Origin of the sequence: Microbacterium lushaniae (assembly GCF_008727775.1) — a bacterium.
Classification (GTDB): Bacteria; Actinomycetota; Actinomycetes; order Actinomycetales; family Microbacteriaceae; genus Microbacterium; species Microbacterium lushaniae.
Genome location: NZ_CP044232.1, coordinates 1,684,788 through 1,706,475, shown reverse-complemented (window position 1 = coordinate 1,706,475; position 21,688 = coordinate 1,684,788). Strand labels below are relative to the sequence as shown.

Sequence of the window (21,688 nt, the reverse complement as noted above, 5' to 3'; positions counted from 1 at the left end):
TCCGCCTGTTCCGGGCATCGGTGGCGAGGACTCAGAGTGGAGAAGAACGCGTGGGATCAATCGAGTTCAAAGGCGTCACCAAGCGGTTCGGCGAGAACACCGTCATCGGTGATCTCGACCTGACGATCGAAGACGGCTCGTTCACCGTCCTGGTCGGACCCTCCGGATGCGGCAAGACCACGCTCCTGCGGATGATCGCGGGGTTGGACACCCAGACCCACGGTCAGCTGCTCATCGACGGCAAAGACGTCACGCACGCGCGCCCCGGCGATCGCGACATCGCCATGGTGTTCCAGAACTATGCGATCTACCCGACCATGTCGGTGCGCGGGAACATCGAATTCGGGCTGAAGAACAACAAGGTCTCCCGCGACGACCGCCGGCAGCTGGTGGAGAGCATCAGCAAGACCGTCGGGCTGTTCGACTACCTCGATCGCAAGCCCAGCACGCTCTCGGGCGGACAGCGACAGCGCGTGGCGCTGGCCCGCGCGATGGTGAAGAAGCCCGGCGTCTTCCTGATGGACGAGCCGCTGTCCAACCTCGACGCCAAGCTCCGCTTCCAGATGCGCGTGGAGCTCATCGAGCTGCACAAGATGCTCGGCACCACGTTCGTGTACGTCACCCACGATCAGGGCGAGGCGATGTCGATGGCCGACACGATCGTGCTGATGAACGGCGGCAAGATCCAGCAGATGGCACCGCCGGAGGTCATGTACCGCCAGCCCGCCAACGTCTTCACCGCCGAGTTCATGGGCATACCCCCGATGAACGTGACGCGGGCCGGCGCCGACGGCATCCGGGTGGGCTTCCGCCCCGAGAACGCGAGGCTCTCCTACGCACCGCTGGACGGCGCGTTCACCGCGGAGGGACGGATCGTGACCCGCGAAATGCTCGGGTCCGAGACGGTGTACCAGGTGCGCGGCGGCGACGACGTCTTCATGGTGAAGTCGGCCGACTCCGGAATCGACGTCGATCGTGACGTGTACCTCGCTGTAGCGGGGGAGCACCTCGTGCGCTTCGGCGCCGACGGTGTGCGCATCGACGCGCCGGTCACGGAGGCGAGGCCGGCACATGCGTAACGGAACACTCTGGCCGCGCCTGCGCCCTTATGCCATGGTGGCGCCGGTCATCGTGGGCATCGTCCTGTTCGTCTTCTACCCGATCGCCTATCTCGGGCAGCTGAGCCTGAACGACTACAACCTGCTGAACCCGGCGATGAGCGAGTTCATCGGGCTGGAGAACTACGTCGAGATCTTCCAGCGGGGCGACTTCTACGTCGCCCTGCGGAACACCCTCGTCTACACGCTCGGGACCGTATCCATCACCCTGACCCTCGCCGTGCTGTTCGCGCTGCTGCTCAAGCGGCACACGAGGCTCGGTTCGATCGTGCAGGCGGGCATCTTCATCCCCCACGTCATCTCCATCGTGTCGATCTCGCTGGTATGGCTGCTGATGATGGAGCCGAGCTTCGGTCTCATCAACACGATTCTGAAAGCGCTCGGCCTCCCCACGTCGATGTGGTTGCAGAGCTCCGAGACGTCGATGCTCTCGATCATCATCGTCTCGGTGTGGCACAGCACCGGCTACTTCACGCTGATCGTGCTGGCCGCGCTGCACTCCATCCCCGCGTCGCTGTACGAGGCGGCCGCGCTGGACAACGCCGGGCCGGTGCGCGTCTTCTTCAAGATCACGCTGCCCATGCTGTCGCCGCAGCTCTTCTTCATGCTGATCATCTCCACGATCGGTGCGCTGAAGGTGTTCGACACCGTCAACATCATGACCGGCGGCGGACCGAACAACTCGACGACCTCGCTGGCCTATTACATCTTCCAGAACCGCACGAGCAACATCGGCTACGCCTCCGCCTCGGGCATCGTGCTCATGGTCCTGGTCGCGGTGTTCACGATCATCTACTTCCGCATTCTCTCGAAGAAGGTGCACTACCAATGAGCGTCGGACTCGCAGCACCTGTCCTGGCCGAACCAGGCCCTCCCGCACCGCAGCCCGAGGTCTCGATCCCGCCGCGCAGGCCCTGGGCCCAGCGCATCGGCCGGGTCCTGGCCGCCGTGCTCAAGGTGGCCCTCCTGGCGGGATTCATCGCGCCGTTCCTGTGGATGCTGTCGACCTCGCTGCAGACCAGCGCGGAGAGCTCCTCGTTCCCGATCACGCTCATCCCCGAAGTGCCGCAGTTCGGCAACTACGTGGAGGCGATGACCTCCGGGCCGTTCCTGACGTACTTCCGCAACTCGGTCATCGTGACGGTGAGCATCCTCGTGATCCAGCTCGCGCTGATGATCCCGGCGGCGTACGCGTTCGCGGTCTACGACTTCCGCTTCAAGAACATCCTGTTCGGCATGGTGCTGCTGGCCTTCATGATCCCCGGCCAGGTCACCTTCATCCCGGTCTACCTGATGATGGCCGAGTGGGGGCTCATCCAGACCCTGCTGCCTCAGATCATCCCGGCGATGACCAATGCATTCGGCGTCTTCCTCCTGCGGCAGTACTTCATGCAGATCCCGCGGGAGATCATCGAGGCCGCCCGCCTCGACAACGCCAGCGAGTGGCGCATCATGCTGCGGATCATGGTGCCGATGTCGATCCCGGCGCTGGCCACGGTCGTGCTGTTCAGCTTCGTCTCGCACTGGAACGACTACTTCTGGCCGCTCGTGATGACCGACTCCGCCGCCGTTCGCCCCCTGCCCATCGGCATCGCGATGCTCCGGGAGTCGGAGGGCATCAGCCAGTGGAACATCATCATGGCCGGCAACGTCGTGCTCGTCGTGCCGATCCTGATCGTGTACTTCTTCGCCGCCAAGCACATCATCCGCGCGTTCGCGTACTCAGGCATCAAGTGACCCAATCCCCTCATCACATACACACGGAAGAAGGACGTATGAAAACCCAAAGACTCCTGCGCGCAGGCATCGGCATCGCCGCCGTCACCTCGCTCACCCTGCTGGCCGGATGCTCCGGGGGCGATGACTCCGCAGCCGACAGCAACAGCGGTGTCGCCCCCGAGGGGGAGACCACCACCATCCAGTTCTGGCACTCGATGAGCGGCACGAACGGCGAGAGCATCGACGCCGTCGTGGAATCCTTCAACGCGTCGCAGGACGAGGTCGAGGTGGTCGCCACCTTCCAGGGCTCGTACCCCGAGACCCTCACCAAGCTGCAGCAGTCGATCCCCGCGGGCACCGGTCCCGACATCTCCATGATCGAGCGCGCCTTCGTGCCGCTGCTGGCCGAGGCCAAGGTCCTCGCCGACCTGAACCCGTTCCTGGAGTCCTCGGACATGTCGGAGGACTCCTTCGTCGAGGGCCTCATGGGCAACATCACGTTCGACGGCGAGCTCAACGCCATCCCGTTCAACCGCTCCAGCCCGATGCTGCACGTGAACAAGACCGCCCTGGATGAGCTGGGCCTCGAGGTGCCTACCACGTGGGAGGAGACCGAGGCGGTCGCCAACGCCCTGGTCGTGAAGAACGGCAATGAGACCAGCCGTTACGGCCTGACGATGAACTACGAGAGCTGGTGGCCGATCTCGCTCATCGTCCAGCAGGGCGGCAGCTTCTTCAACGAAGACGGCACCGCCATCGGGTTCGACGAAGAGGGCGTCGAGGCGTTCGAGTTCATCAAGCGGATGCAGGACAGCGGCGCGCTCTACTACCCCCCGACCACCGACTCCGGCAACGTCGTCGGTCAGATGTTCCTCGGCGGACAGGTCGCCATGGTCGTCAACTCCAGCGGCAGCATCGGCGGTTACCTGCAGAACGCCACGTTCGACTACCAGACCGCGTTCCTGCCCGAGGGTGAGCGCGCAGCCGCTCCCACCGGTGGCGCCAACCTGGTGATGCTCGCCGACTCCGACAAGCAGGACCCGGCGTGGGCCTTCCTGGAGTGGCTGATCAACGACCCCGAGGGCGGACAGCGCTTCATCAAGGACACCGGCTACGTGCCGTTCACGCCGGCGATCGCCGAGTCCGAGGAATTCGTCGAGCTGTTCGAAGCGGAGCCGCAGCGCAAGGTCGCCTATGACCAGCTCGCCAACTCCATCGACACCAACAACAGCCCGCACTTCGCGGAGATCGACCAGGAGTTCCTGAAGACCATCCAGGCCATCATGTACGACGATGCCGACATCGAGACCTCTCTCGACGCCTTCATCGAGCGTGCGAACGCGATCCTCGCTGACTGACAGCGACTGATCGCACCGTTCGGGCGGGCGGGTCATCACCCGCCCGCCCGAACGACCGAAAGAGGGAAGAGAACGTGAAGATCAGAGCAATCGCGCATCGGGGATACTCCGCGAAGTACCCCGAGAACACCGTGACCGCGCTGAAGGCGGCCGTCGATCTGAACTACAGCCACGTCGAGTTCGACGTCCAGCTGAGCAAGGACGGCGTCCCCGTCCTGATGCACGACTACAACGTCGACCGGATCACCGACGCGTCCGGTGCGGTGCGCGACTTCACCCTCGCCGAGCTGCAGTCCTTCGAGATCGCCGGCGGCGAGCGGATCGCGACGCTCGAGGAAGCCCTCGACATCGTCAAGGGCAAGATCACCCCGATGGTCGAGCTCAAGCAGGCCGGTGACCTGTATCCCGGCCTGGAGGAGAAGTCCCTCGACCTGATCCGCCAGAGCGGCATCGGCGACGACTGCATCATCATCAGCTTCGATCACTTCTGCATCGAGCGCCTGCGCACGCTGGATGCCGACATCCCGCTGGGCCTGACCAGCAGTTGCGCCATGCCCTACGTGTTCGACTTCATGGCGGAGATGCGCTGCGATCTGCTCGGGGTGCCGGTGAAGATGCTGACTGCGCGGTACGACCGGATGATCACCGAGCGCGGTTACATCGTGGGCCCGTGGGTGGTGGACTCCCTGGCCGACATGCAGCTGATCGCCGAGAAGTACCCACACACCCTCATCACGACGAACGAGCTCGAGCGGTGGGCCGACTTCTATCTCGCCCACCCCGAACTGCATCAGGACGCCGGCAAGTGAGCGCACCGGCATCGCCGACGGACACCGGCCTCCTGATGCGCGCCGCCGTCCTGCAGGGTCCAGGCGTACTGGAAGTCCGCGACGTCGAACGACCGACGCCGGGGCCCGGGGAGGCGCTGGTCCAGGTGATGGTGAGCGGCATCTGCGGATCCGACCTGCCGCGCGTCTTGGGCTCGGGGGCGCGGCGATACCCGCTGATCCTCGGTCACGAGTTCTCCGGTGTGGTGGCCGAAGCGGGGCAGGGGACCGAGATCGCTCTCGGCACCCGCGTGGCCGGGGTGCCTCTGCTGCCGTGCGACGAGTGCCAGGACTGCGCATCCGGCCACTACAGCCAGTGCCGCAACTATTCGTTCCTCGGCTCGCGGGTGGACGGCGCATGGGCGGAGTACGTCGTCGTGCCCGAACGGAACCTCCTCCGCCTCGCCGACGCGATGACCTTCGAGGCCGGCGCGATGATCGAGCCTTCCTCGGTCGCGCTGCATGCCTTCCGCCTCGCGGGGTACGACGGCGGTGGCCGTGTGGCCGTCATCGGCGCCGGCAACATCGGCGTCTTCGCCACGCAGTGGGCCAGGCTCCTGGGCGCCGACCAGGTCACGGTTTTCGACATCGACGAAGCGCGTCTGGCGACGGCGACCGCTCTCGGGGCCGACCTGGTCCAGCGCACCGATCTGCAGCAGGACGACTGGCGCGAGCAGACCGGCGGCCGCGGCTTCGACCTCGTCATCGAATCGTCGGGCGTGTCGCCTGCGCTCACGAGTGCGCTCCAGCTGGTGGCGAGCAAGGGGACCATCGTCTCCGTCGGCAGCCCGACGCGACCCGTCGAGTTCGAGCCGCATGTGTTCGAGCTGCTGCAACGGAAGGAGGCGACATTCGTCGGCTCCTGGATGTCCTACAGCAGCCCCTTCCCGGGGGAGGAGTGGACCTCCTCCGTGCGCGCGTTCGAGACCGGACGACTGACCTGCGACTCGCTGGTCGCCGCCCGATTCGCCCTCGACGACGCGAACGGGGCCTTCGACCTCTACCGCTCGGGAAACGCCGTGCGCGGCAAAGTCCTGCTATACAACAACGAGTACTTGCGTTCGATGGGGACTGAGGGGCGATGATGCGCGAGGGTGGAAGGCGCCTGCTGGCGATCGAGCGGCGCCAGTACATCCTCGACTTCCTGCGTGAGCACAAGAGCGTCGAGGTCTCCTTCCTCTCCGACGAACTGGGCGTGTCCGAAGTCACCGTCCGCAAGGACCTGGAGAAGCTCGAACAGGACCGCCTCGTCGTCCGCAGCCATGGCGGCGCCGTGCTGAGCGCGGGCCTGCTGGTGGAGCCTTCCTTCGTGGAGAAGGACGATCAGTTCGCCGACGAGAAGAATGCCATCGCACTGGAGGCAGCGAGTCTGGTCGGCGATGCTGTCACGGTGGCCCTGGCCACCGGGACGAGCGTCGGACGCCTCGCGCTCCACCTGCTGGATCGGGCGGGTCTGACGGTGGTGACCAACGCCGTGAACATCGCCACGACCTTCATGCCGCACGAGGCGGAGGTCTTCCTCACCGGCGGCACGATCCGCCCGCACACCTACGGGCTGGTGGGGGAGGTGGCCGAGCGGGCGCTGGATGGAGTGATGTGCGATTTCGCCTTCATCGGCACCAACGGGGTGAGCCTGGAGCGCGGCCTGACGACGCCGAACATGGAGGAGGCCCGCGTCGTGCGGGCGATGATGAACAGCGCCCGGCGAGTGGTCCTCCTCGCCGATCACACCAAGTTCGCCCACGTGGGGTTCTACCGGATCGCGCCCGCCGAACGCGTGCACATGATCATCACGGATGCGAAGGCCCCGACCGACGAGGTGGAACGCCTGCGCTCCGCCGGCGTAGAGGTCCGCGTGGTCGAGCCGTCCGACCGCCGGGCGTAGGCCGCGTCGGCAGCCGACACGGCGTCGCGTCCGCCGTGCCTCAGCGCTCGTCCAGCACGTCGGGGTTCGTGACGACGATCGCCGAGTCCTGCCATCTCCAGGTCACGTCGGACGGGAGCCCCGCCGCGGCATCCTCCAGGTTCAGCACCTGAGACGTGTCTGAGGCCGGTCGCACCATCAGTTCCAGGTAGTGGATCTCCGACTGAGCGGTGCTGGCCGCCGCGGTCAGCACCGCCAGGGCCGTGCTGGTCTCGACCGGCTCATCGCCCCTGACGGAGATGACGACGGTCATGATCCGCGCGAAACCGGAGGGGCCGACCTGCAGCGTCAGCACCTCATCCACCCGCGGATCGGCCGCGAGGATCGCCGGCTTGACGACGCCGGGGGCCGGTGTCCCGCTGCGCTCGCGCTGCAGGGCGTTCCACTCCTCGCGCACGACGACGCATCCGGTGAGCAGGGGCACGGTCGCGACCACCGCCACGAGGACCAGCGACAGACGGCGGCCGGCGGCGGTGCGGCTCATGACTCCCTTTCGGCAGGTGGCGCCCGCGATCAACGCGGACATATCCGCTCATCCTGGCATTGGTCGTGCGTGCGATGCACATCGGTGGGGTGAGGAGAACCTCCCTCCTGAGTCGAGGTAAGGGGCTCGTTCACGCCCGGTGGCGCCAGCGGCGGATCGTGAGGGAGGTGAGGGCGATGCCGACGGCGAGCAGGAGAACGGGTGACTGGAGGACGAGCGCGGCGGATGCGCCGGCCAACGCGGTGAGGAGGACGCCGTCCATCGCCCACGTGAGGCGCGCGGCGGCGCCCAGGTCGCCCATGGGTGTGGGGATCGGGCTGAGCAGTGCGGGTGGGAGTGGCCCCTTCAGCGCGTTCCCGATGCGCGCGATGACCGCGAGGATCCCGAGGGCGAGAGAACCGAGGATCGCCGGGATGGCGTGTCCGATGAGGAGCGCGCAGGCCGCGGTGGTGACGACCAACGTGGCGATCGTCGCGAAGACCGGGAAGAGCGTGTGGTAGGTGAGGAGCCGTGCGTCGCTGATTCCGTAGAGGGGAAGGTCCGACGCGACACTTGCGGCGTGCCGGATGCCGTCGGTGAACGGACCAAGCCCGGCGAACAGGATGACGCCAGCAACCGCGCCGAGTGCCCAATCGGGCCACTCCGGGACGAGCGAGAGCGTGAAGAGCGCCGCTGCCGCAGCGAGGGCGAGAGCAGCCGCAGCGAGCCTCACCGGTGTGCGTGCGGCGCCCACGGCGTCGCGGAGAAGGAACACGACTGGGCTTGGAAGGGCGGGTCTGACGGCACGCAGGTGGCGTCCGACCTTCGGTGCCGCCTGGTAGACGGTTGCGGCTGCAGCCAGTTCCATGCCGGTCGCGTATGAGGTGGCGGCCGCCCATCGCGCCGCTTGTGCAGCCAGCAGCGTGATGCTGAGCCTGCTCATCAGAGCCGGCGCGGCGGCGGCGGCAGTCGCGGTCACGGCGAGGATAGGCGCGAGCGTTCCCGTCGCCGCGGCGACCGGGTAGGCGAGGCCGACCCATCCCCATGGGGTGAAGGGCTGCATCTCCGGGACAGTGCTGGTGACCGCGCCCAGCGCGAAGACGACGGGGGAAATGAGCGCTGCAGCGCGCGGCATCGCCTGACCGGCCAGCCAGGCGATGGAGGAGATGACGCCGACGCAGGTGCTTGCGAGGACGAACAGCCCGGCGTCGCTGGGTGTGCTGTGTCCGGTGGAGACCAGGCTCGCGCCGATGAGGACGCCTACGGCAGTGGTGAGCGCGACCACCATCGTCCCCGATCCGAGGAGCGGTCCACGGAAGGAGGTCGCTCGGGGGACGTCGCTCGAGGCCAGCGCATGGGTCACGAACGGAGACCTCAGCGCAGGACCGCGGACTCTGCCCAGCAACAGCGAGAACGCCCACATGCCCGAGACTGCGAGCATCGTGACGCTCGGCGCCTCAGGCGATGTGAGGAGCGCGACTCCTTCCGCGCTGGTCATGCTCACTGAGATCGCGCGCACGATGGGAGCGATGGTGACCAGCGTCATCATCAAGATCATGTATGCGAGGTAGGCGTGATCACCTCGTGTTCGGGTATTGCGTGAACGCCAGAGACGAAGTGGCGCAGAGACGCGACTGGTCATGCCGCTTCGCCCAGCCAGAGCGTGTGGTCTGCGAGCGCCTCGGCCAGCCGCGGATCATGCGTCGCAAGCACGAGGGTCGCACCGTTGTCGCGCCGGACGCGCAGCGCGTCGATCACCATATCGATGTGTTCGGGGTCAAGCCGCTGCTCAGGCTCATCGATGATCAGGACGTCGAACGGCCTGGCCAGCACGAGCCCGAGTGCGAACAATTGCGTCTGCCCAGAGGACAACTCGTGGGGAAAGCGCGCCGCCAAAGGCGTGAGCCCCAGCTCGCCGAGCACCCCACGCGCGAGCTCGGTCGCCGCGAGCGGATCATCCAGCCACGTCGACGCCACCAAGAGCACGTGATCCGCGACGGTCAGATCCGGGGCGATCGGGGGGAGCCCGATCATGGCGGCGACCCGTCGCCGGAATCGGCGGTCGCGCTCGGTCACGATTTCATCGCCGATACGAATCGTTCCGCTCGTAGGCGTCCGGACGCCCGCCATCGCCCGCAGCAACGTGGACTTGCCGGCGCCGTTGCGCCCACGAACGACGAGGACATCGCCCGACCCGACCGAGGCGGACACCGGTGCCAGCAGCATCACATCTCCAACGGAGACGGTCACCTCGTTCAGATCGATCACGCGGGCCCCTCTCGGCGAGACAGCGGGCGGAGGAGCTCCTCGGTCACCGGGAATGTCACCGCGTAGTAGATCTGGGGTGCGTTCATATCGCCCCAGTCATCCTTCTTCACGCGGATCGCGACAGGAGACACCTCTGCGATCCGCACCCGCAGCCAGGAACCGTCGTCCAACCGCAACTCATGCGGGTCGGCGAGGTATCCGAGTCCGAGGTCGTCGAGGACCTGCTCCGCAACCATCCACTCCACGACGTCCGTCCGCAGACGCCCCAGCAGATCGATGGCGACGAATCCCTCGCCCACGGGCTTCATCCACCCCAGACGTTCCCCGTCGCCCGAGCGCCGGTGTTCGATCCAATCGGCTTCCACGTCACAAGGGTAGCGATCCCCGCCCGCACGGCTGGGGTTCGAGGGTCCTCATGTCGGATGCGCCGGCGGAGCCGTACCCGCCGACCCGGCCGCAGTTGCTAACGTGAAGGCGCCATGAAGAACGACGTCCGCCAGAAGGCGCAGGAATTGGGGCGGGCGACTGCCGCGTCGTTCGCCGACGCGGAGATGGACGACGACACCGCCCGCCGGAAGCTGATCGCGGTGCTGAACCCCGCCGTCCGGAAGTGGATGCAGCCGCGCCGCCTGAGCCGCCGCTGGTGGTACGCCGTGGGTGCCGCTGCGCTGGCCGGTGTGATCGCGCTGGCCATCGCCGTGGGAATGACGTCGCCGGCCGGCACGTGGATGGCGTGGGGTGGCATCGCACTCCTGGCCGCCTCAGCCGTGCTCGGCTACGTGCTGTTCGAGGGCTTCACCGGCATGGCCAAGCCGCAGTGGCCGGTGGTGGAGGAGGGTGTCGCTGCCGGGCTCGCGACCCTCGCAGCGCGTCGCCGCGCCCCGCAGCAGCGTTCCACATCACGCTGACGCGGAGCCGCCAGGCGAGGAGTGCACGCCGATGAGCGCCGCTCGCGCAGGTCAAGCGGTGCTCTACGCCATCGCCGCGTCGGCGAGGACGCGATCGATCCAGTGCCGCCGCGGCAGCTCCGCGATACGGTCCCGCGGGAACCAGCCGAGCTCGAGAATCTCGTCCATGTCGGGCGCAGCGGCGCTCAGCAGGTGACACTCGAAGGCGGTCGTGACGTACGCCACACGATCGCCATTGGGATAGTCGACCATCATCGGCTGACCACCGTAGGCCCCGATGATGCCGGCGACCGCGATCGAGGCGCCGGTCTCCTCGCGCACCTCGCGGATGACCGCATCCTTCGGCTCCTCGCCCGGTTCCACGGCACCGCCGATGAGGCTCCACAGGCCTGAGTGCGCGTGCCGAGCGAGCAGGAATCGCTCACGATCGCGGATGACCGCGGTGACGCCCGGGAGAAGCAGCAGGTCGTGCCCGATCCGAGCTCGGATCGACGCGACGTAGTCGGACTTGGACGCGTTCGGCCCGCTCGACATGCGGCGAGTCTATGCAGCACGCTGCACAGGGTGGCCCCTCATCGCCCGGCGTGCCACCTTGGGGAGATGAGGCCCGAAGACGCCGCCCAGGATCCCCGTGGGCTGGCCCGCGCTCTCATCGCGGACAACTCCTACCTGACTCTCGCCACGGCCGACCTCGCGGGCGTGCCGTGGGCGACACCGGTGTGGTTCGCCCACCGGGAGCTCGAGATGTTCGTCTGGGCGTCCAAGCCCGCGGCGCGGCACTCGCGGAACATCTCGGCGAACCCGGGCGTGTCACTGGTGATCTTCGACTCCGCCAAGGCGCCCGGGGAGGGGAGCGCCCTGTACGTCTCCGCCGACGCCGCGCTGGTCGATGAGCGCGATCTCCAGGACGCCCTGGTGGTGTACAACGCGAAGTCGAGGAAGCAGGGACTGGGGGAGTGGGATCCGGCGAACCTCCGCGACCCGGCACCGCACCGCCTCTACCGTGCCGTCGCCCGGGAAGCGTTCGTCCTCGACGACCACGACGAACGGGTCGAGGTCACGTGAAGCGCTGCGCTCAGGGTGCGGGATGAAGTTCCTGAGCCAGCATCACGATGATCCCGCTCGGACCGCGAAGGTACGTGAGCCGGTAGGTGTCCTCGTAGGTGCCGACGCCGCGAAGCGGGTGATACCCGTGCTTCGCCGCGGTCCTGAGAGCGTCGTCGAGGTCGTCGACGGCGAATGCGACCCGGTGCATCCCGATCTCGTTCGGAAGCGTCGGTGACATCTCGATCGCTTCGGGGTGGATGTACTCGAACAGTTCCAGGCGCCCATGCCCGTCCGGCGTCTGAAGCATCGCGATCTTGACGTGGTTCCCGTCCAGGCCGACTGCGGTATCGGCCCACTCCCCGCTGACGGTGTCGCGGCCGAGGACGTTGAGCCCCAGGTCGGTGAAGAAGGCGATCGCCGCCTCGATGTCGCGGACGGCGATCCCGACGTTGTCGAGCCTGACGGTCATCGGTTCTCCATTCGCATGGCTGTGATTCTCGCGGTCTGGTCGCCTGCGCGCCATCACTCGTGGGGCGGCCTGCGCAGACGCTTGACATCGGTGCGTCTCTTCTTCGCGTCCAGCCGCCGCTTCTTCGAGCCACGGCTGGGAGCGGTCGGTCGCCGCGACGGCGACGGCGGGCGCAGCGCGTCCGCCACGACTGCGGCCAGCCGCGCGCGTGCCGCATCACGGTTGCGCAGCTGTGCGCGGTGCTCGGATGCGGTGATCGTGAGCACCCCGTCGACCAGGCGGCCGCTCAGACGCTCGAGGATGCGCTCGCGCTGGGACGGGGAGAGGACGGCTGAGCGTGCCGCATCCCACACGAGTTCGACGCGGGAGTCGGCGGTGTTCACCCCCTGCCCGCCCGGGCCGGAGGAACGCGAGAACCGCCACGACAGCTCGGACTCCGGGATCGTGATGCCCCTGCCCACGGGAAGGCCGGGACGGTGGGCGGCGGGCATGCATCCATCATCCTCCTCCGCTCCAGTCGCGCCCATCGCCGGAGCGTCGTGGAACGATCGCGTCGCACAGTGGCGTCATTGCGATGGAATGGGGTGGCGGGTCGCCGGCGGGCACCTGACGGCTCGGTGGCGTGGTGATGATGGAGAGGCGAGGCGAGCATGGGATCTATGAACGTGACACGGATCGTGGATCTCAGGCAGCAGCGCGGCTGGACTCAGGAACGGCTCGCCGCGGAGAGCGGTGTCGGGCTCCGGACCATCCAACGGCTGGAAGCCGGGCAGGACGCCAGTTTGGAGACGCTGTCGCTGGTGGCAGGTGCGCTCCGGGTCGAGGTGCGGGACCTGTTCGCCGTGATCGACGATGCGCACCTGAGCAGCCGTGTGGAATCGCTCGAAGCCCGCGCCGAGGAGCAACAGGCGGGGCGCGACCGCATCGCGGCGGCCTGGCGGTGGCTGTACGTCGGAGTGGGCATCGTCCTGAGCCTGCTGGCCTTCACGCTCGGGCCGTACGGCCTCGTGCTGTTCCTCGCATACTGGTCCGGCGGATATCTGATCCTCCTCGCCATCCGCAGGATCTACCTCGAGCCGCGCCTCGAGGCGCGGTTCCCGTTGGCTCGGAGCAAGCGGCAGCGGCGAGCGCAGCCCACCCCGCCGCGACCATCCGACGTCGAAGCCACCGAGGAGGCACGATGACGGGCACCGATGGATTCACGCTGGGGGAGTTGACGCTTCACGTGTTCGGACCGCCCGACGCATTCGCCGCCGTCTACCGGGACGTCCTGGCGTTGCTGGAGGGCACGTACGACGACGCCACGTGGGAGCTCGCCTCCCGCGACGATGTAAGCGGCGAGCCCGATCAGCGCGAGCGGTGTCGGCGCCTGGCCGAAGAAGCCGAGCTTCACGCCCAGCTCGGTCGGCCGCGGTCAGCCTGACGGGGGAGCCGCCACGGTAGAGCTTGTGAGCGTCGTGCTTGCGGCGGGCGCCTGGCTGATCTCCTGGTATCCGTCGCACCGACGATGAACCGCCGCATCGCCTCGGACGATCATCGGTTCAGCTGATCGACCACGGCGATACGGTCGAGACGCTCGAGGAGGAGCTCGCCGGTGGAGGCCATGCCACCGATCGCCCACGCGGCGATCAGCGCGGCGATGAGCAGCATGCCGAGGATGGCGGGCAACGCGTATCCCCGCTTGATGGTCAGGACGACGGCCGTGATCGCGCTGAGGATGGTGATCGTCTTTCCTGCCACTGCGGTGAATGCCATCCGGATGGCTGTGTCCTCGGTGAGCGGGCCGTAGCCGTGTAGGGCTGCACCCAGCGCGACGGGGATCACGACGACGCCGAGGACCAGCACCGTGCCGCGACTGATGCGGGGGCGGCGCTTCGCCGCGGGACCGTCTTGCGTCGTGGAGGGCGTCGTCATGCTTGCGACCCTATCCACCCGGCCCTCGCGAACGGGAGCCCCCATGCCGCGACCGAACTCCTCAAATACGCGGCGCCCGGCGCCGATCCAGCCCCAGAACCGGCACGGGCGGCACGAGTTTGAGGAGTTCGGGCGGCCTCGGCACGGGTACAGCCCGCCCTGCTCACTCGCAGCCGAAACGGCAGAGGGGTGGACGCTCTCTTCCGCGACTGGTTCGGCGTCGTCCGTCCCGACGCGCTGGTCGACGACAACGGCAACCTGATCCGCATCGGGACACGGCAGTAGGACTGTACGCCGTTGACGTCAGCGTCCGGTCGAGGTGGTGATCCCGGCGAACGGGATCGGGCAGTTGTCTTCGAGAGCGCATTGCGCCAAGTCGCCGCAGTCATTCGCGATGACCTCACGCAGCGTGCCGGCCATCTGGTCGAGCGCACGCATCTTGGCCTCCACATCGGCGAGCTTCGCCCGGGCGCTCTCTGCCAGTCTCGGACGGCGCCGGTGCGCGTGGGAGCCCGTCTCGACGAGTTCTTCCACCTCTGCGAGGGTGAACCCGAGCGCCTGCGCGGCTTTGATCACACGCAGGAGCGTGACGGCGTCCTCGTCGTAGATGCGGTGACCGCCGAGCGTGCGTTCCGGATCCCCCAGCAATCCGCGCCGCTCGTAGTAGCGGATGGTCTCCGGATTGACTCCCGCGCGCGAAGCCAGCTCCCCGGCTCGGAGCGCCGTCATGAGCGTCGCAGGCCGGCGGCCTGCTCCGTCCCGTCCACGAGCGCCGCGAGCACGTCGGCGTAGGGCTCCGGGACGCGGATCGCGACTCGGAGGGCATCCGCCTCATCCGTGAGCGTGAAACCGAAGAAGGAGCAGCAGTGAGTCTCCCGCGCGATGAGCTCCTCCGCGCGTTCCCGCGAACCCCGGTTCAGCAGCAGATCTGCCTGACCCGCCGCCGTCAGCGCAGCGGAGACGAGCTCGTCACGGAACAGGCCAGCGAATTCCTGCTCCCGGAGCGGGCGTTCGGCGGTGGGCAGTGCGCACGATTCCGGCGCCCATGTCGCTTGTGAGTCCGTCATGGAGCAACGCTAAACCCGGACCTGGGTACGAGATGCAAACAGATCCGTTCCGTCGCCGCGCGACCCCATGCCGCCCGAACTCCTCAAATCCGCGGCTCCTGGCGCTAAACCACGCCCGGAACCGGCATAGGCGGCACGAGTTTGAGGAGTTCGGGCGGCCGGGGTGGCGGGGTAGACGGCGCCTTCGAGTGCCAGTGGATGCCGGCCACCGACGCCCCCGCGCGCCTCAAGCCCCGTCGGCACGAGCGCCGGACCTGAGCCCCTGCCACAGCGGTGCCAGGCCGGCGCTGCGACGCAGGCAGTCAGCGGATGGTCTCGTACCTGCTCAGCACGACGCCGTCGGGGAAGGTCCGCGTCTCCACCAGATTCAGGTGCACCCAGTGGTCCAGGGCCGTGAAGAACGGCGTGCCGCCGCCCACCAGGACCGGATGCGTGACGAGGGTGTACTCGTCGATCAGCCCGGCCCGCATCGCGGCCGCGGCAAGGGTGGCACCACCGATGTCCATAGCGCCGCCGTCCTGCGCCTTGAGCCGCGCGATCTCGGTGACTGCGTCGCCCGTGACCAGACGGGCGTTCCAGTCGAGCGGGATGGTCCGGGACGAGAACACCACCTTCGGCATATCGCGCCAGCGGCCGGCGAACTCGATGGCTGCCGGGGTCGCGCCCGGTTGCCGGTCGGCGGTCGGCCAGTCAGCGCTCATCGTCTCCCACAGCCTGCGCCCGTACAGCGCCAGGCCCGTCGCGGCCACCCGGTCGGACCACCATTGGAACAGCTCGTCGCTCGGCATGCTCCAGCCGAGGTCACCGCCGGGCGCGGCGATGTAGCCGTCCAAGCTCGTGTTCATGGCGAATGTCAGTTTGCGCATGGCGTCAGCCTCTCGTGAGCGGGTGTTCGGGACGTACCGCGGCACGTCCGACAGGATTCATCGACGCCGCCGTCTGCGCACCGACCAGGGTGGCGCCCAGTTTGGTCAGCGCTTGGCTCCACCCCTGCGCGGCGTTGCCGGTCAGGGGTTGGGGGAGCCACTGGCGGATCTCGAGACGCGTCCGCCCGCCGGTCGCGTCGTAGAACTCGAACCGGATCCTCGTCTGGAATGGCTCGATGCCGCCTGGGATCCGGCCGGTGACGTGCATGACCCCGTCGAGCAGCTCCCCGTCGGTGACTTCTGTGAGGTCGACGGTGACACGGACCCGTATGCCTGGATCGGTCGCCGAGACCTCCGTCCACCGCTGGTGACCGCCCGCGCGGACGTCGAACTCGACCTCTTCGCGTGGCAGTGAATTGCCGATCGGGCCCCACCAGGCCGTGAAGTGATCCGGATCTGTGAAGGCTCGATACACCAGTTCTCGCGGCGCGTCGAGCACGCGTGAGATGTCGATCTGCGCCGGGTCTGTGTGCATCAGGGCTCCTCGCGATCCGTGGCCGCGTCGATGGGCGTTTGCGGGCTCGGCTCCGGCGGGGTCGTTCCGCTTTCGGCGGCCTGCACGGCGGCGAGGTGGGCGTCGAGGCGGGTGAGGGAGGAGTCCCAGAACTGCCGGTAGCCCTCGATCCACTCGGCGGCCTCCCGCAGAGGCGCAGCTTCGAGGTGACTCGCGCGCCACTTGCCCGAGCGCGTCCGGGAGATGAGCGTGGCGTGTTCCAGCACCTTCAGATGCCGCGATACGGCCGGCATCGAGATCGGAAGGGGCTCGGTGAGCTCTGTGACGGTGGCGTCGCGCTCGGCCAGACCCGCGAGGATTGCCCGGCGAGTCGGGTCGGCCAGTGCCGAGAAAACGACGCTGAGTTGGTCGGTACCGGCCACTCACACCCCCAGACATTTAACGTGTACGTGAAATGTATTCGCCCGAGCGACGCTCGTCAAGGGTGTCGCGAACGGGCGGCTTGACCCCGCCCCTACGTCACGGTTTCAACTGGGTGCATGAGGCTCATTCCATTCGCCTATCTGGCGTCCTATCTCCTGTCGCTGCTCGGCAACTCCATCGCCGGAGTGGCACTGCCTTTGATCGTGTTGCAGGTCACCGGCAGCGCGCTCGGTGCCGGTGCGGTCGCCGCGGCGACCGCCGTTCCTGCCGTGCTCGCTGGTCTGCTGATGGGGGTCGTCATCGACCGCATCAACCGCCGCACGTCGTCCGTTCTGACGGACCTCGTGTCGGCGGCGGCTGTCGCGGCGCTCCCACTGATCGACATGCTCTCGGGATTGAGCCTGGGCTGGTTCATCCTCTTCGGGATCGTCGGTTCGCTCGGCGACGTGCCGGGCATGACCGCCCGGGATGCCCTGCTCCCCGCGATCGTCCGTCATAGCGGGCTCGCTTCGGAACGGCTCGTAGGAATCCGCGAGTCCCTGGGCGCGGTCGCCCTGCTGCTCGGGCCCGCGGCCGCCGGAACACTGATGGTGCTGTTCGAGGGATCCACGGTGCTGTGGATCACCGCGGCCACCTCGCTGGCCGCAGCGCTGTTGACGCTGCTCATCCCGCACCATGTCGGCGACATCGTCGTCACTGCCGAGGGGGAGGCCACGGCGGCCGGCAGCGGATGGGTGCAGCTCCGGCTCGGATGGCGGGTGCTGTTGCGCAGTCGGTTCCTGATCGTCACGACCGCTCTGAGCGTCGTGTCGGTGATCGTGCTCGCCTCCCTGCAGGGGCTCATCCTGCCGGTGTACTTCACGCGCCTCGAGCAGCCCGGAATGCTGGGCTTCGTCCTCACCGCCCTCGCCGCCGGAATGCTCGTCGGCGGCACGATCTACGCGATCGCCGGCGCTCGCGGGCGGCGACGCGCATGGTTCCTCGCCGGGGTGTTCGGCAGTGCGCTCGGCTTCGTCCTGATCGCCGCCCTGTCGTCGGAGTGGGTCGTCTTCGGGGGCGCGTTCGTCGTCGGCCTGTCCAGTGGGCTGTTCGCCAGTCTCATGGGCGTGCTGATGATCGAGCGCGTCCCGGAGCAGATGCGCGGGCGGATCATGGGCACGCAGAACGCGATCCTCACCGCCGCCCCGGCGTTCGGCATCCTCACCGCCGCCGTGCTCACCGAGTACGCGGGGGTGAACGTCGCGGCGATCGCCCTCGTGAGCGTCGGCCTGATTGCGCTGGGCCTGAGCGTGTTCGCACCCTCGCTGCGTAACCTGGAACCGGAGTCGGCAGAGGCAGGCACGGGCGGAGCGGCGGTGATTCACAGTGCATAGCGGAGAGCTGGCGCACCTCGCGGGGGTCACCGTCCGGGCGCTGCGCCACTACCACCAGGTCGGCGTACTGCCTGAGCCAGAGCGCCGCAGTAACGGCTACCGCAGCTACGACGTGCACGACCTCATCCGGGTCCTGCGGATCAAGCGCCTCGCCTCCCTCGGGGTCCCCTTGGAGCGGATGCCGGAGCTTCTCGACGACGCGGCTTCGGACGGTGGCGGACTGCTGGACGAGCTGGATGCCGAGTTGGCGGCGCAGATCGACCGGCTCACGGAGCAACGCGAGCTCATCGCCCGCCTCCGCATCCACGATGCGCCACCGGATGTTCCTCCCGAGCTGGCCCCGTTCCTTGCGATCTTCGCGGCTGCGGGACTCTCGCCCGGCCTCGCCCGGATCGACCGCGACCAATCGGTGCTGCTGGCCCACCTCGTCGGAGAGGAGGGGATGCCGTCGCTCGCGAAGCTCTACCAACGGATCAGCGCGACCACGCTCGTGCCGGCCGTGGCCGGCATCGCGAAACGGTTCGACCAGCTGGGGCCGGAGAGCACGCAGCGGGACATCGACGAACTGGTCGACAGCTTCGTGGAAGCCTTCGGACCGTTGGTCGACGAGTTCTCCGATGGATCAGAGCCCTACGACCTGACCGGCTCCGCGACACTGTTCGACCAGTACACGGCGGACGTGCTGAACGATCAACAACGACGTACGCTCGCACAGCTCGAGGCCACCCTCGACAAGTAGTCGATCCCGGGGGAGCGGGAACAATTCACGCTCTGCTGTACTATTGACCCATGCTCACCGTCACCCGGTCGCACACCACCGCACTGTCACGCCTCGGCCACGCCCTGTCGGACCCGACTCGTGCCGGCGTGCTCCTGGCGTTGCGCAACGGGCCGGCCTACCCGTCGGAACTCGCCGATGACCTGGGGGTCTCACGACAGGTGATGTCGAATCAGCTGGCCTACCTTCGCGGGTGCGGGCTCGTGGAGGCCGTCCCCGAGGGTCGGCGTTCGTCGTACCGGCTCGCCGACGTCGATCTTGCTCCGGCTCTCGGCGGGCTCTTACCGGTGGTGCTGTCGGTCGAGCCGGACTGCTGCGCGGGGGAGGAGTGCACCTGCACATGACCCTCGGATCCCTCACGCACGCGCGCCGCCACACCCTGCAGCGACGCATCCGCTGGATCGTCGCGGTCACGATCGGCTACAACCTCATCGAGGCCGTCGTCGCGATCACCGCCGGGGCCGCGGCATCCTCTGGCGCACTCATCGCGTTCGGCCTGGACTCGACCATCGAAGTGGCCTCCGCAGCCGCTGTGGCTTGGCAGTTCACCCGCCGCGATCCGGAGCGCTGGGAAAAGGGCACACTGCGCGTCATCGCGGTGGCCTTCTTCGCCCTCGCCGCCTACGTGATCGCCACCTCGCTGCTCACGCTGGTCGGCCGCGTCGAAGCCGAACACAGCACCCTCGGAATCGTCATCACCGCAATGAGCGTCGTCATCATGCCGTTCCTTTCACTGGCAGAACGCCGGACCGGTCGCGAACTCGGCTCGGCGACGGCCGTTGCCGATTCCCAGCAGACGCTCATCTGCACGTATCTTTCGGCGGCCGTACTGATCGGCCTGGTGCTCAACACCATGCTCGGCTGGTGGTGGGCAGACGCCATCGCCGGTCTCGTCATCGCCGGATTCGCCATCCGGGAAGGCATGGAGGCCTGGCGCGGCGACGCATGCGCAACCTCTGTCGGCATGATCCTCGAGAGCGACGACGACCAAGACTGAACAGAAGGGACGGACCGCAATCAACCCCGACAGGCAGGCCTGGTTCATGGACTGGCTCCGGGCGAGCAACGCGACGGATATGAGGCGGTCAAACGCCGCCTGAGCACTCAACAGGTCGGCAAAGCCGATTACGACGACTACCCACGAGCCGAGAACGCGTTCTTCGATGACGTGCAAGTCGAGTTCGAGGGATGGGGCAGGGCTTCGCGGACGATCCTGCGGACGGGGGACTGCGGTTTGGAGTCGCGAACGGGTGATGCTGGTCTTGATTCTGTACTAGTTCGTTGACACACTGACCGTACTATCGGTCTAGTACAGAGGGGGAGGGCGATGCCTACCCTGCTGGCGATTACTCCAGGGCTAGTCGGCTTGCTGATCGCGATGGTGGTCATCCGGCTCTGGCCGCACTCGGTGCCGTTGGTTCCGCGAATCCGGTCAGTTAGTGCCGGTGTAGGGCTCGGCCTTGCACTCACGGTTGAGATTGTGGTGCTCGCGAGCGGCAACTGGCCGTTCCAGAGCGCTGGGCACCCGTGGCCGCTGGAGTGGCTCTCCGGCATTCCCGGTGATTGGCAAGTCGCGGCGCCACTCTTGGCTGCATCGATCGCGGTCGCCTTCCAGGCGGTCCCGGTGCCGGCCCGACCTCCATCGACGACCGCGGTGCTCACCCGGCGCACGCCGTTCGCGTTCGCACCGAAACGCTGGCTCATCACGGCAGGAGTCCTCATCACCGTCGCAGCCGCCCTCGCGGTGGCGGGCGGGCTGGCATCGCAACCGGACGAGGACGGCGCGTTCACGATGTGGGTGCAGGACGCTGGCGTCGGGAGCGTGGGCCGTCTCATCTACGGGTGGGCCTTCTCTCTGCCCAGTGTGGTGCTGTTGTCCCTGCTCGGCGCGGCGACGCTGCTGGCGTTGCTGTCCGTCGCGCGGCCATCGATCGCGGAAGACGCAGCGGGCGACCAGGCGATCCGCCGCTCGTGGAGCCGCACCATCCTGGCAACGACATGCGGGGCCGTGCTGATTCATGTAGGGGGCGTGCTGACGTTCTTCGCCTACACAGCGAACTTACGCACTGGCGTACCGCTCGATGATGCAATCATCCCGGTGTTTCCGCCGTTCGCAGCGCTCGCGCCGCTGCTGATCGTTCTGGGCGTCGGTGCGATCATCGCGGGGTTCGTCATCTGGTTCCGACTGTTTTTGGAGCAGATGAGCATCGCGGCTGCCGTACGTCACAGCGACGCGGGTCATGCGCATTGAACTGGCCCGATCGACCCCACCGGCTGACCAGATCGTCGATCAGCTGCGGGGTTTCATTTCCTCCGGCCGGCTCGCCGCCGGCGAGCGCCTACCGTCAGTGCGTCAGCTCGCCCGCGACCTGTCCGTCGCACCCGGGACGGTGGCGAAAGCGTACCGGGCGCTCGAAGCAGAGGGATTCCTCACCGCCAAAGCCGGGGGCAGTACTCGTGTGAGTTCATCCGCGGGCGCGACGGACCGGAAAGTGCTCGACGCCGCTCGGGTGCTTTCAGCTCAATGCGCTCAGAGTGGCGTCGATCTCGAAGACGCCGTGCGCATCCTTCGCGCAGTGTGGGACGCATAACGAGCTCTTTGCCGGGGGAGCGCGTCACCCATTTTCATACTGAAGCTGGTGGAGTACTCAT

At 67.5% G+C, this 21,688-nt stretch carries 31 protein-coding genes; 18 read left to right on the top strand and 13 right to left on the bottom strand.

The window, feature by feature from the left end; all coding sequences use genetic code 11:
- Positions 1–50: 50 nt before the first annotated feature.
- The 7 genes from F6J85_RS08065 (at position 51) to F6J85_RS08035 (ending at position 6,907) form a co-directional block, all read left to right on the top strand.
- Positions 51–1,079, top strand: a complete 1,029-nt coding sequence (locus F6J85_RS08065) for an ABC transporter ATP-binding protein (protein ID WP_150924557.1) — start codon at positions 51–53, stop codon at positions 1,077–1,079.
- Positions 1,072–1,950, top strand: a complete 879-nt coding sequence (locus F6J85_RS08060; RefSeq protein WP_150921366.1) for a carbohydrate ABC transporter permease — start codon at positions 1,072–1,074, stop codon at positions 1,948–1,950. The genes F6J85_RS08065 and F6J85_RS08060 overlap by 8 nt, the downstream gene beginning before the upstream one ends.
- The gene (locus F6J85_RS08055; RefSeq protein WP_150924556.1) at positions 1,947–2,855 is read left to right on the top strand and encodes a carbohydrate ABC transporter permease; all 909 of its coding nucleotides are present in this window, start codon (positions 1,947–1,949) and stop codon (positions 2,853–2,855) included. Before F6J85_RS08060 ends, F6J85_RS08055 begins: the two co-directional genes overlap by 4 nt.
- 38 nt (positions 2,856–2,893) lie before the next feature.
- Positions 2,894–4,195, top strand: coding sequence for an ABC transporter substrate-binding protein (locus F6J85_RS08050; protein ID WP_150924555.1), 1,302 nt, complete (start codon positions 2,894–2,896; stop codon positions 4,193–4,195).
- A 74-nt stretch (positions 4,196–4,269) separates the two neighbouring features.
- Positions 4,270–5,004: a glycerophosphodiester phosphodiesterase gene (locus F6J85_RS08045; protein WP_150922107.1), complete on the top strand. Its 735-nt coding sequence runs from the start codon at positions 4,270–4,272 to the stop codon at positions 5,002–5,004.
- Entirely contained in the window at positions 5,001–6,107 is a 1,107-nt protein-coding gene (locus F6J85_RS08040) for a galactitol-1-phosphate 5-dehydrogenase (RefSeq protein ID WP_150924553.1), read from the top strand. Before F6J85_RS08045 ends, F6J85_RS08040 begins: the two co-directional genes overlap by 4 nt.
- Positions 6,107–6,907 carry a DeoR/GlpR family DNA-binding transcription regulator gene (locus F6J85_RS08035; protein WP_191906789.1) on the top strand — a complete coding sequence of 267 codons (801 nt, stop codon included), beginning with the start codon at positions 6,107–6,109 and terminating at the stop codon, positions 6,905–6,907. Before F6J85_RS08040 ends, F6J85_RS08035 begins: the two co-directional genes overlap by 1 nt.
- A 40-nt stretch (positions 6,908–6,947) precedes the next feature.
- Here the strand turns inward: F6J85_RS08035 and F6J85_RS08030 are convergent, their stop codons facing one another.
- Positions 6,948–7,430 (bottom strand): hypothetical protein, encoded by a 483-nt coding sequence (locus tag F6J85_RS08030; protein ID WP_150924552.1) that lies wholly within the window; start codon positions 7,428–7,430, stop codon positions 6,948–6,950.
- A 130-nt stretch (positions 7,431–7,560) separates the two neighbouring features.
- Complete coding sequence (locus F6J85_RS08025) at positions 7,561–8,772, bottom strand: hypothetical protein (protein ID WP_238707099.1); 1,212 nt, start codon at positions 8,770–8,772, stop codon at positions 7,561–7,563.
- Between the two features lie 58 nt (positions 8,773–8,830).
- Between F6J85_RS08025 and F6J85_RS17970 the strand changes: the two genes are divergently transcribed.
- The gene (locus F6J85_RS17970; RefSeq protein ID WP_238707098.1) at positions 8,831–8,980 is read left to right on the top strand and encodes a hypothetical protein; all 150 of its coding nucleotides are present in this window, start codon (positions 8,831–8,833) and stop codon (positions 8,978–8,980) included.
- A 67-nt stretch (positions 8,981–9,047) separates the two neighbouring features.
- Here F6J85_RS17970 and F6J85_RS08020 read toward each other — a convergent pair whose 3' ends face one another.
- The gene (locus F6J85_RS08020) at positions 9,048–9,677 is read right to left on the bottom strand and encodes an ABC transporter ATP-binding protein (protein WP_238707097.1); all 630 of its coding nucleotides are present in this window, start codon (positions 9,675–9,677) and stop codon (positions 9,048–9,050) included.
- Complete coding sequence (locus F6J85_RS08015; protein WP_150924550.1) at positions 9,674–10,042, bottom strand: hypothetical protein; 369 nt, start codon at positions 10,040–10,042, stop codon at positions 9,674–9,676. Before F6J85_RS08015 ends, F6J85_RS08020 begins: the two co-directional genes overlap by 4 nt.
- 114 nt (positions 10,043–10,156) lie before the next feature.
- Here F6J85_RS08015 and F6J85_RS08010 point away from each other — a divergent pair, with 114 nt between their 5' ends.
- A complete protein-coding gene (locus F6J85_RS08010) occupies positions 10,157–10,585 on the top strand; it encodes a hypothetical protein (RefSeq protein ID WP_150924549.1) in 429 nt (142 codons plus the stop codon).
- A gap of 63 nt (positions 10,586–10,648) precedes the next feature.
- Here the strand turns inward: F6J85_RS08010 and F6J85_RS08005 are convergent, their stop codons facing one another.
- The gene (locus F6J85_RS08005) at positions 10,649–11,119 is read right to left on the bottom strand and encodes an NUDIX domain-containing protein (RefSeq protein ID WP_150924548.1); all 471 of its coding nucleotides are present in this window, start codon (positions 11,117–11,119) and stop codon (positions 10,649–10,651) included.
- Positions 11,120–11,185: 66 nt separating this feature from the next.
- Here F6J85_RS08005 and F6J85_RS08000 point away from each other — a divergent pair, with 66 nt between their 5' ends.
- Positions 11,186–11,650: a pyridoxamine 5'-phosphate oxidase family protein gene (locus F6J85_RS08000; RefSeq protein WP_150924547.1), complete on the top strand. Its 465-nt coding sequence runs from the start codon at positions 11,186–11,188 to the stop codon at positions 11,648–11,650.
- Positions 11,651–11,660: 10 nt separating this feature from the next.
- On the opposite strand, the gene F6J85_RS07995 is transcribed toward F6J85_RS08000, so the two are convergent.
- Positions 11,661–12,101 carry a VOC family protein gene (locus F6J85_RS07995; RefSeq protein WP_150924546.1) on the bottom strand — a complete coding sequence of 147 codons (441 nt, stop codon included), beginning with the start codon at positions 12,099–12,101 and terminating at the stop codon, positions 11,661–11,663.
- Positions 12,102–12,154: 53 nt separating this feature from the next.
- A complete protein-coding gene (gene arfB, locus F6J85_RS07990; RefSeq protein WP_150924545.1) occupies positions 12,155–12,592 on the bottom strand; it encodes an alternative ribosome rescue aminoacyl-tRNA hydrolase ArfB in 438 nt (145 codons plus the stop codon).
- Positions 12,593–12,760: 168 nt separating this feature from the next.
- Between arfB and F6J85_RS07985 the strand changes: the two genes are divergently transcribed.
- Both F6J85_RS07985 and F6J85_RS07980 read left to right on the top strand, forming a co-directional pair.
- The gene (locus F6J85_RS07985) at positions 12,761–13,285 is read left to right on the top strand and encodes a helix-turn-helix domain-containing protein (RefSeq protein WP_150921188.1); all 525 of its coding nucleotides are present in this window, start codon (positions 12,761–12,763) and stop codon (positions 13,283–13,285) included.
- A complete protein-coding gene (locus F6J85_RS07980) occupies positions 13,282–13,524 on the top strand; it encodes a hypothetical protein (protein ID WP_150924544.1) in 243 nt (80 codons plus the stop codon). Before F6J85_RS07985 ends, F6J85_RS07980 begins: the two co-directional genes overlap by 4 nt.
- Positions 13,525–13,634: 110 nt before the next feature.
- Here the strand turns inward: F6J85_RS07980 and F6J85_RS07975 are convergent, their stop codons facing one another.
- The 6 genes from F6J85_RS07975 to F6J85_RS07950 form a co-directional block, all read right to left on the bottom strand.
- Positions 13,635–14,015 carry a hypothetical protein gene (locus F6J85_RS07975; protein ID WP_150924543.1) on the bottom strand — a complete coding sequence of 127 codons (381 nt, stop codon included), beginning with the start codon at positions 14,013–14,015 and terminating at the stop codon, positions 13,635–13,637.
- A gap of 303 nt (positions 14,016–14,318) precedes the next feature.
- Positions 14,319–14,744, bottom strand: a complete 426-nt coding sequence (locus F6J85_RS07970; protein ID WP_150924542.1) for a MerR family transcriptional regulator — start codon at positions 14,742–14,744, stop codon at positions 14,319–14,321.
- Positions 14,741–15,082: a hypothetical protein gene (locus F6J85_RS07965; protein ID WP_150924541.1), complete on the bottom strand. Its 342-nt coding sequence runs from the start codon at positions 15,080–15,082 to the stop codon at positions 14,741–14,743. Before F6J85_RS07965 ends, F6J85_RS07970 begins: the two co-directional genes overlap by 4 nt.
- Before the next feature lie 302 nt (positions 15,083–15,384).
- Positions 15,385–15,948, bottom strand: coding sequence for a dihydrofolate reductase family protein (locus tag F6J85_RS07960; protein WP_150924540.1), 564 nt, complete (start codon positions 15,946–15,948; stop codon positions 15,385–15,387).
- Positions 15,949–15,952: 4 nt separating this feature from the next.
- On the bottom strand, positions 15,953–16,483 hold the full coding sequence (locus tag F6J85_RS07955) for an SRPBCC family protein (RefSeq protein ID WP_150924539.1): 531 nt from the start codon (positions 16,481–16,483) through the stop codon (positions 15,953–15,955).
- A complete protein-coding gene (locus F6J85_RS07950; protein ID WP_150924538.1) occupies positions 16,483–16,884 on the bottom strand; it encodes an ArsR/SmtB family transcription factor in 402 nt (133 codons plus the stop codon). Before F6J85_RS07950 ends, F6J85_RS07955 begins: the two co-directional genes overlap by 1 nt.
- A 117-nt stretch (positions 16,885–17,001) precedes the next feature.
- Between F6J85_RS07950 and F6J85_RS07945 the strand changes: the two genes are divergently transcribed.
- From F6J85_RS07945 to F6J85_RS07920, 6 genes are all read left to right on the top strand, one after another.
- Entirely contained in the window at positions 17,002–18,258 is a 1,257-nt protein-coding gene (locus F6J85_RS07945; RefSeq protein ID WP_150924537.1) for an MFS transporter, read from the top strand.
- Complete coding sequence (locus F6J85_RS07940; protein ID WP_150924536.1) at positions 18,251–18,997, top strand: MerR family transcriptional regulator; 747 nt, start codon at positions 18,251–18,253, stop codon at positions 18,995–18,997. Before F6J85_RS07945 ends, F6J85_RS07940 begins: the two co-directional genes overlap by 8 nt.
- A 50-nt stretch (positions 18,998–19,047) precedes the next feature.
- Positions 19,048–19,380, top strand: a complete 333-nt coding sequence (locus tag F6J85_RS07935; RefSeq protein WP_150924535.1) for an ArsR/SmtB family transcription factor — start codon at positions 19,048–19,050, stop codon at positions 19,378–19,380.
- Positions 19,377–20,033: a cation efflux transmembrane domain-containing protein gene (locus tag F6J85_RS07930; RefSeq protein WP_150924534.1), complete on the top strand. Its 657-nt coding sequence runs from the start codon at positions 19,377–19,379 to the stop codon at positions 20,031–20,033. The genes F6J85_RS07935 and F6J85_RS07930 overlap by 4 nt, the downstream gene beginning before the upstream one ends.
- Before the next feature lie 330 nt (positions 20,034–20,363).
- Positions 20,364–21,287: a hypothetical protein gene (locus F6J85_RS07925; protein ID WP_150924533.1), complete on the top strand. Its 924-nt coding sequence runs from the start codon at positions 20,364–20,366 to the stop codon at positions 21,285–21,287.
- Positions 21,277–21,627 carry a GntR family transcriptional regulator gene (locus tag F6J85_RS07920; RefSeq protein WP_150924532.1) on the top strand — a complete coding sequence of 117 codons (351 nt, stop codon included), beginning with the start codon at positions 21,277–21,279 and terminating at the stop codon, positions 21,625–21,627. The genes F6J85_RS07925 and F6J85_RS07920 overlap by 11 nt, the downstream gene beginning before the upstream one ends.
- The last annotated feature ends 61 nt before the right edge of the window (positions 21,628–21,688 follow it).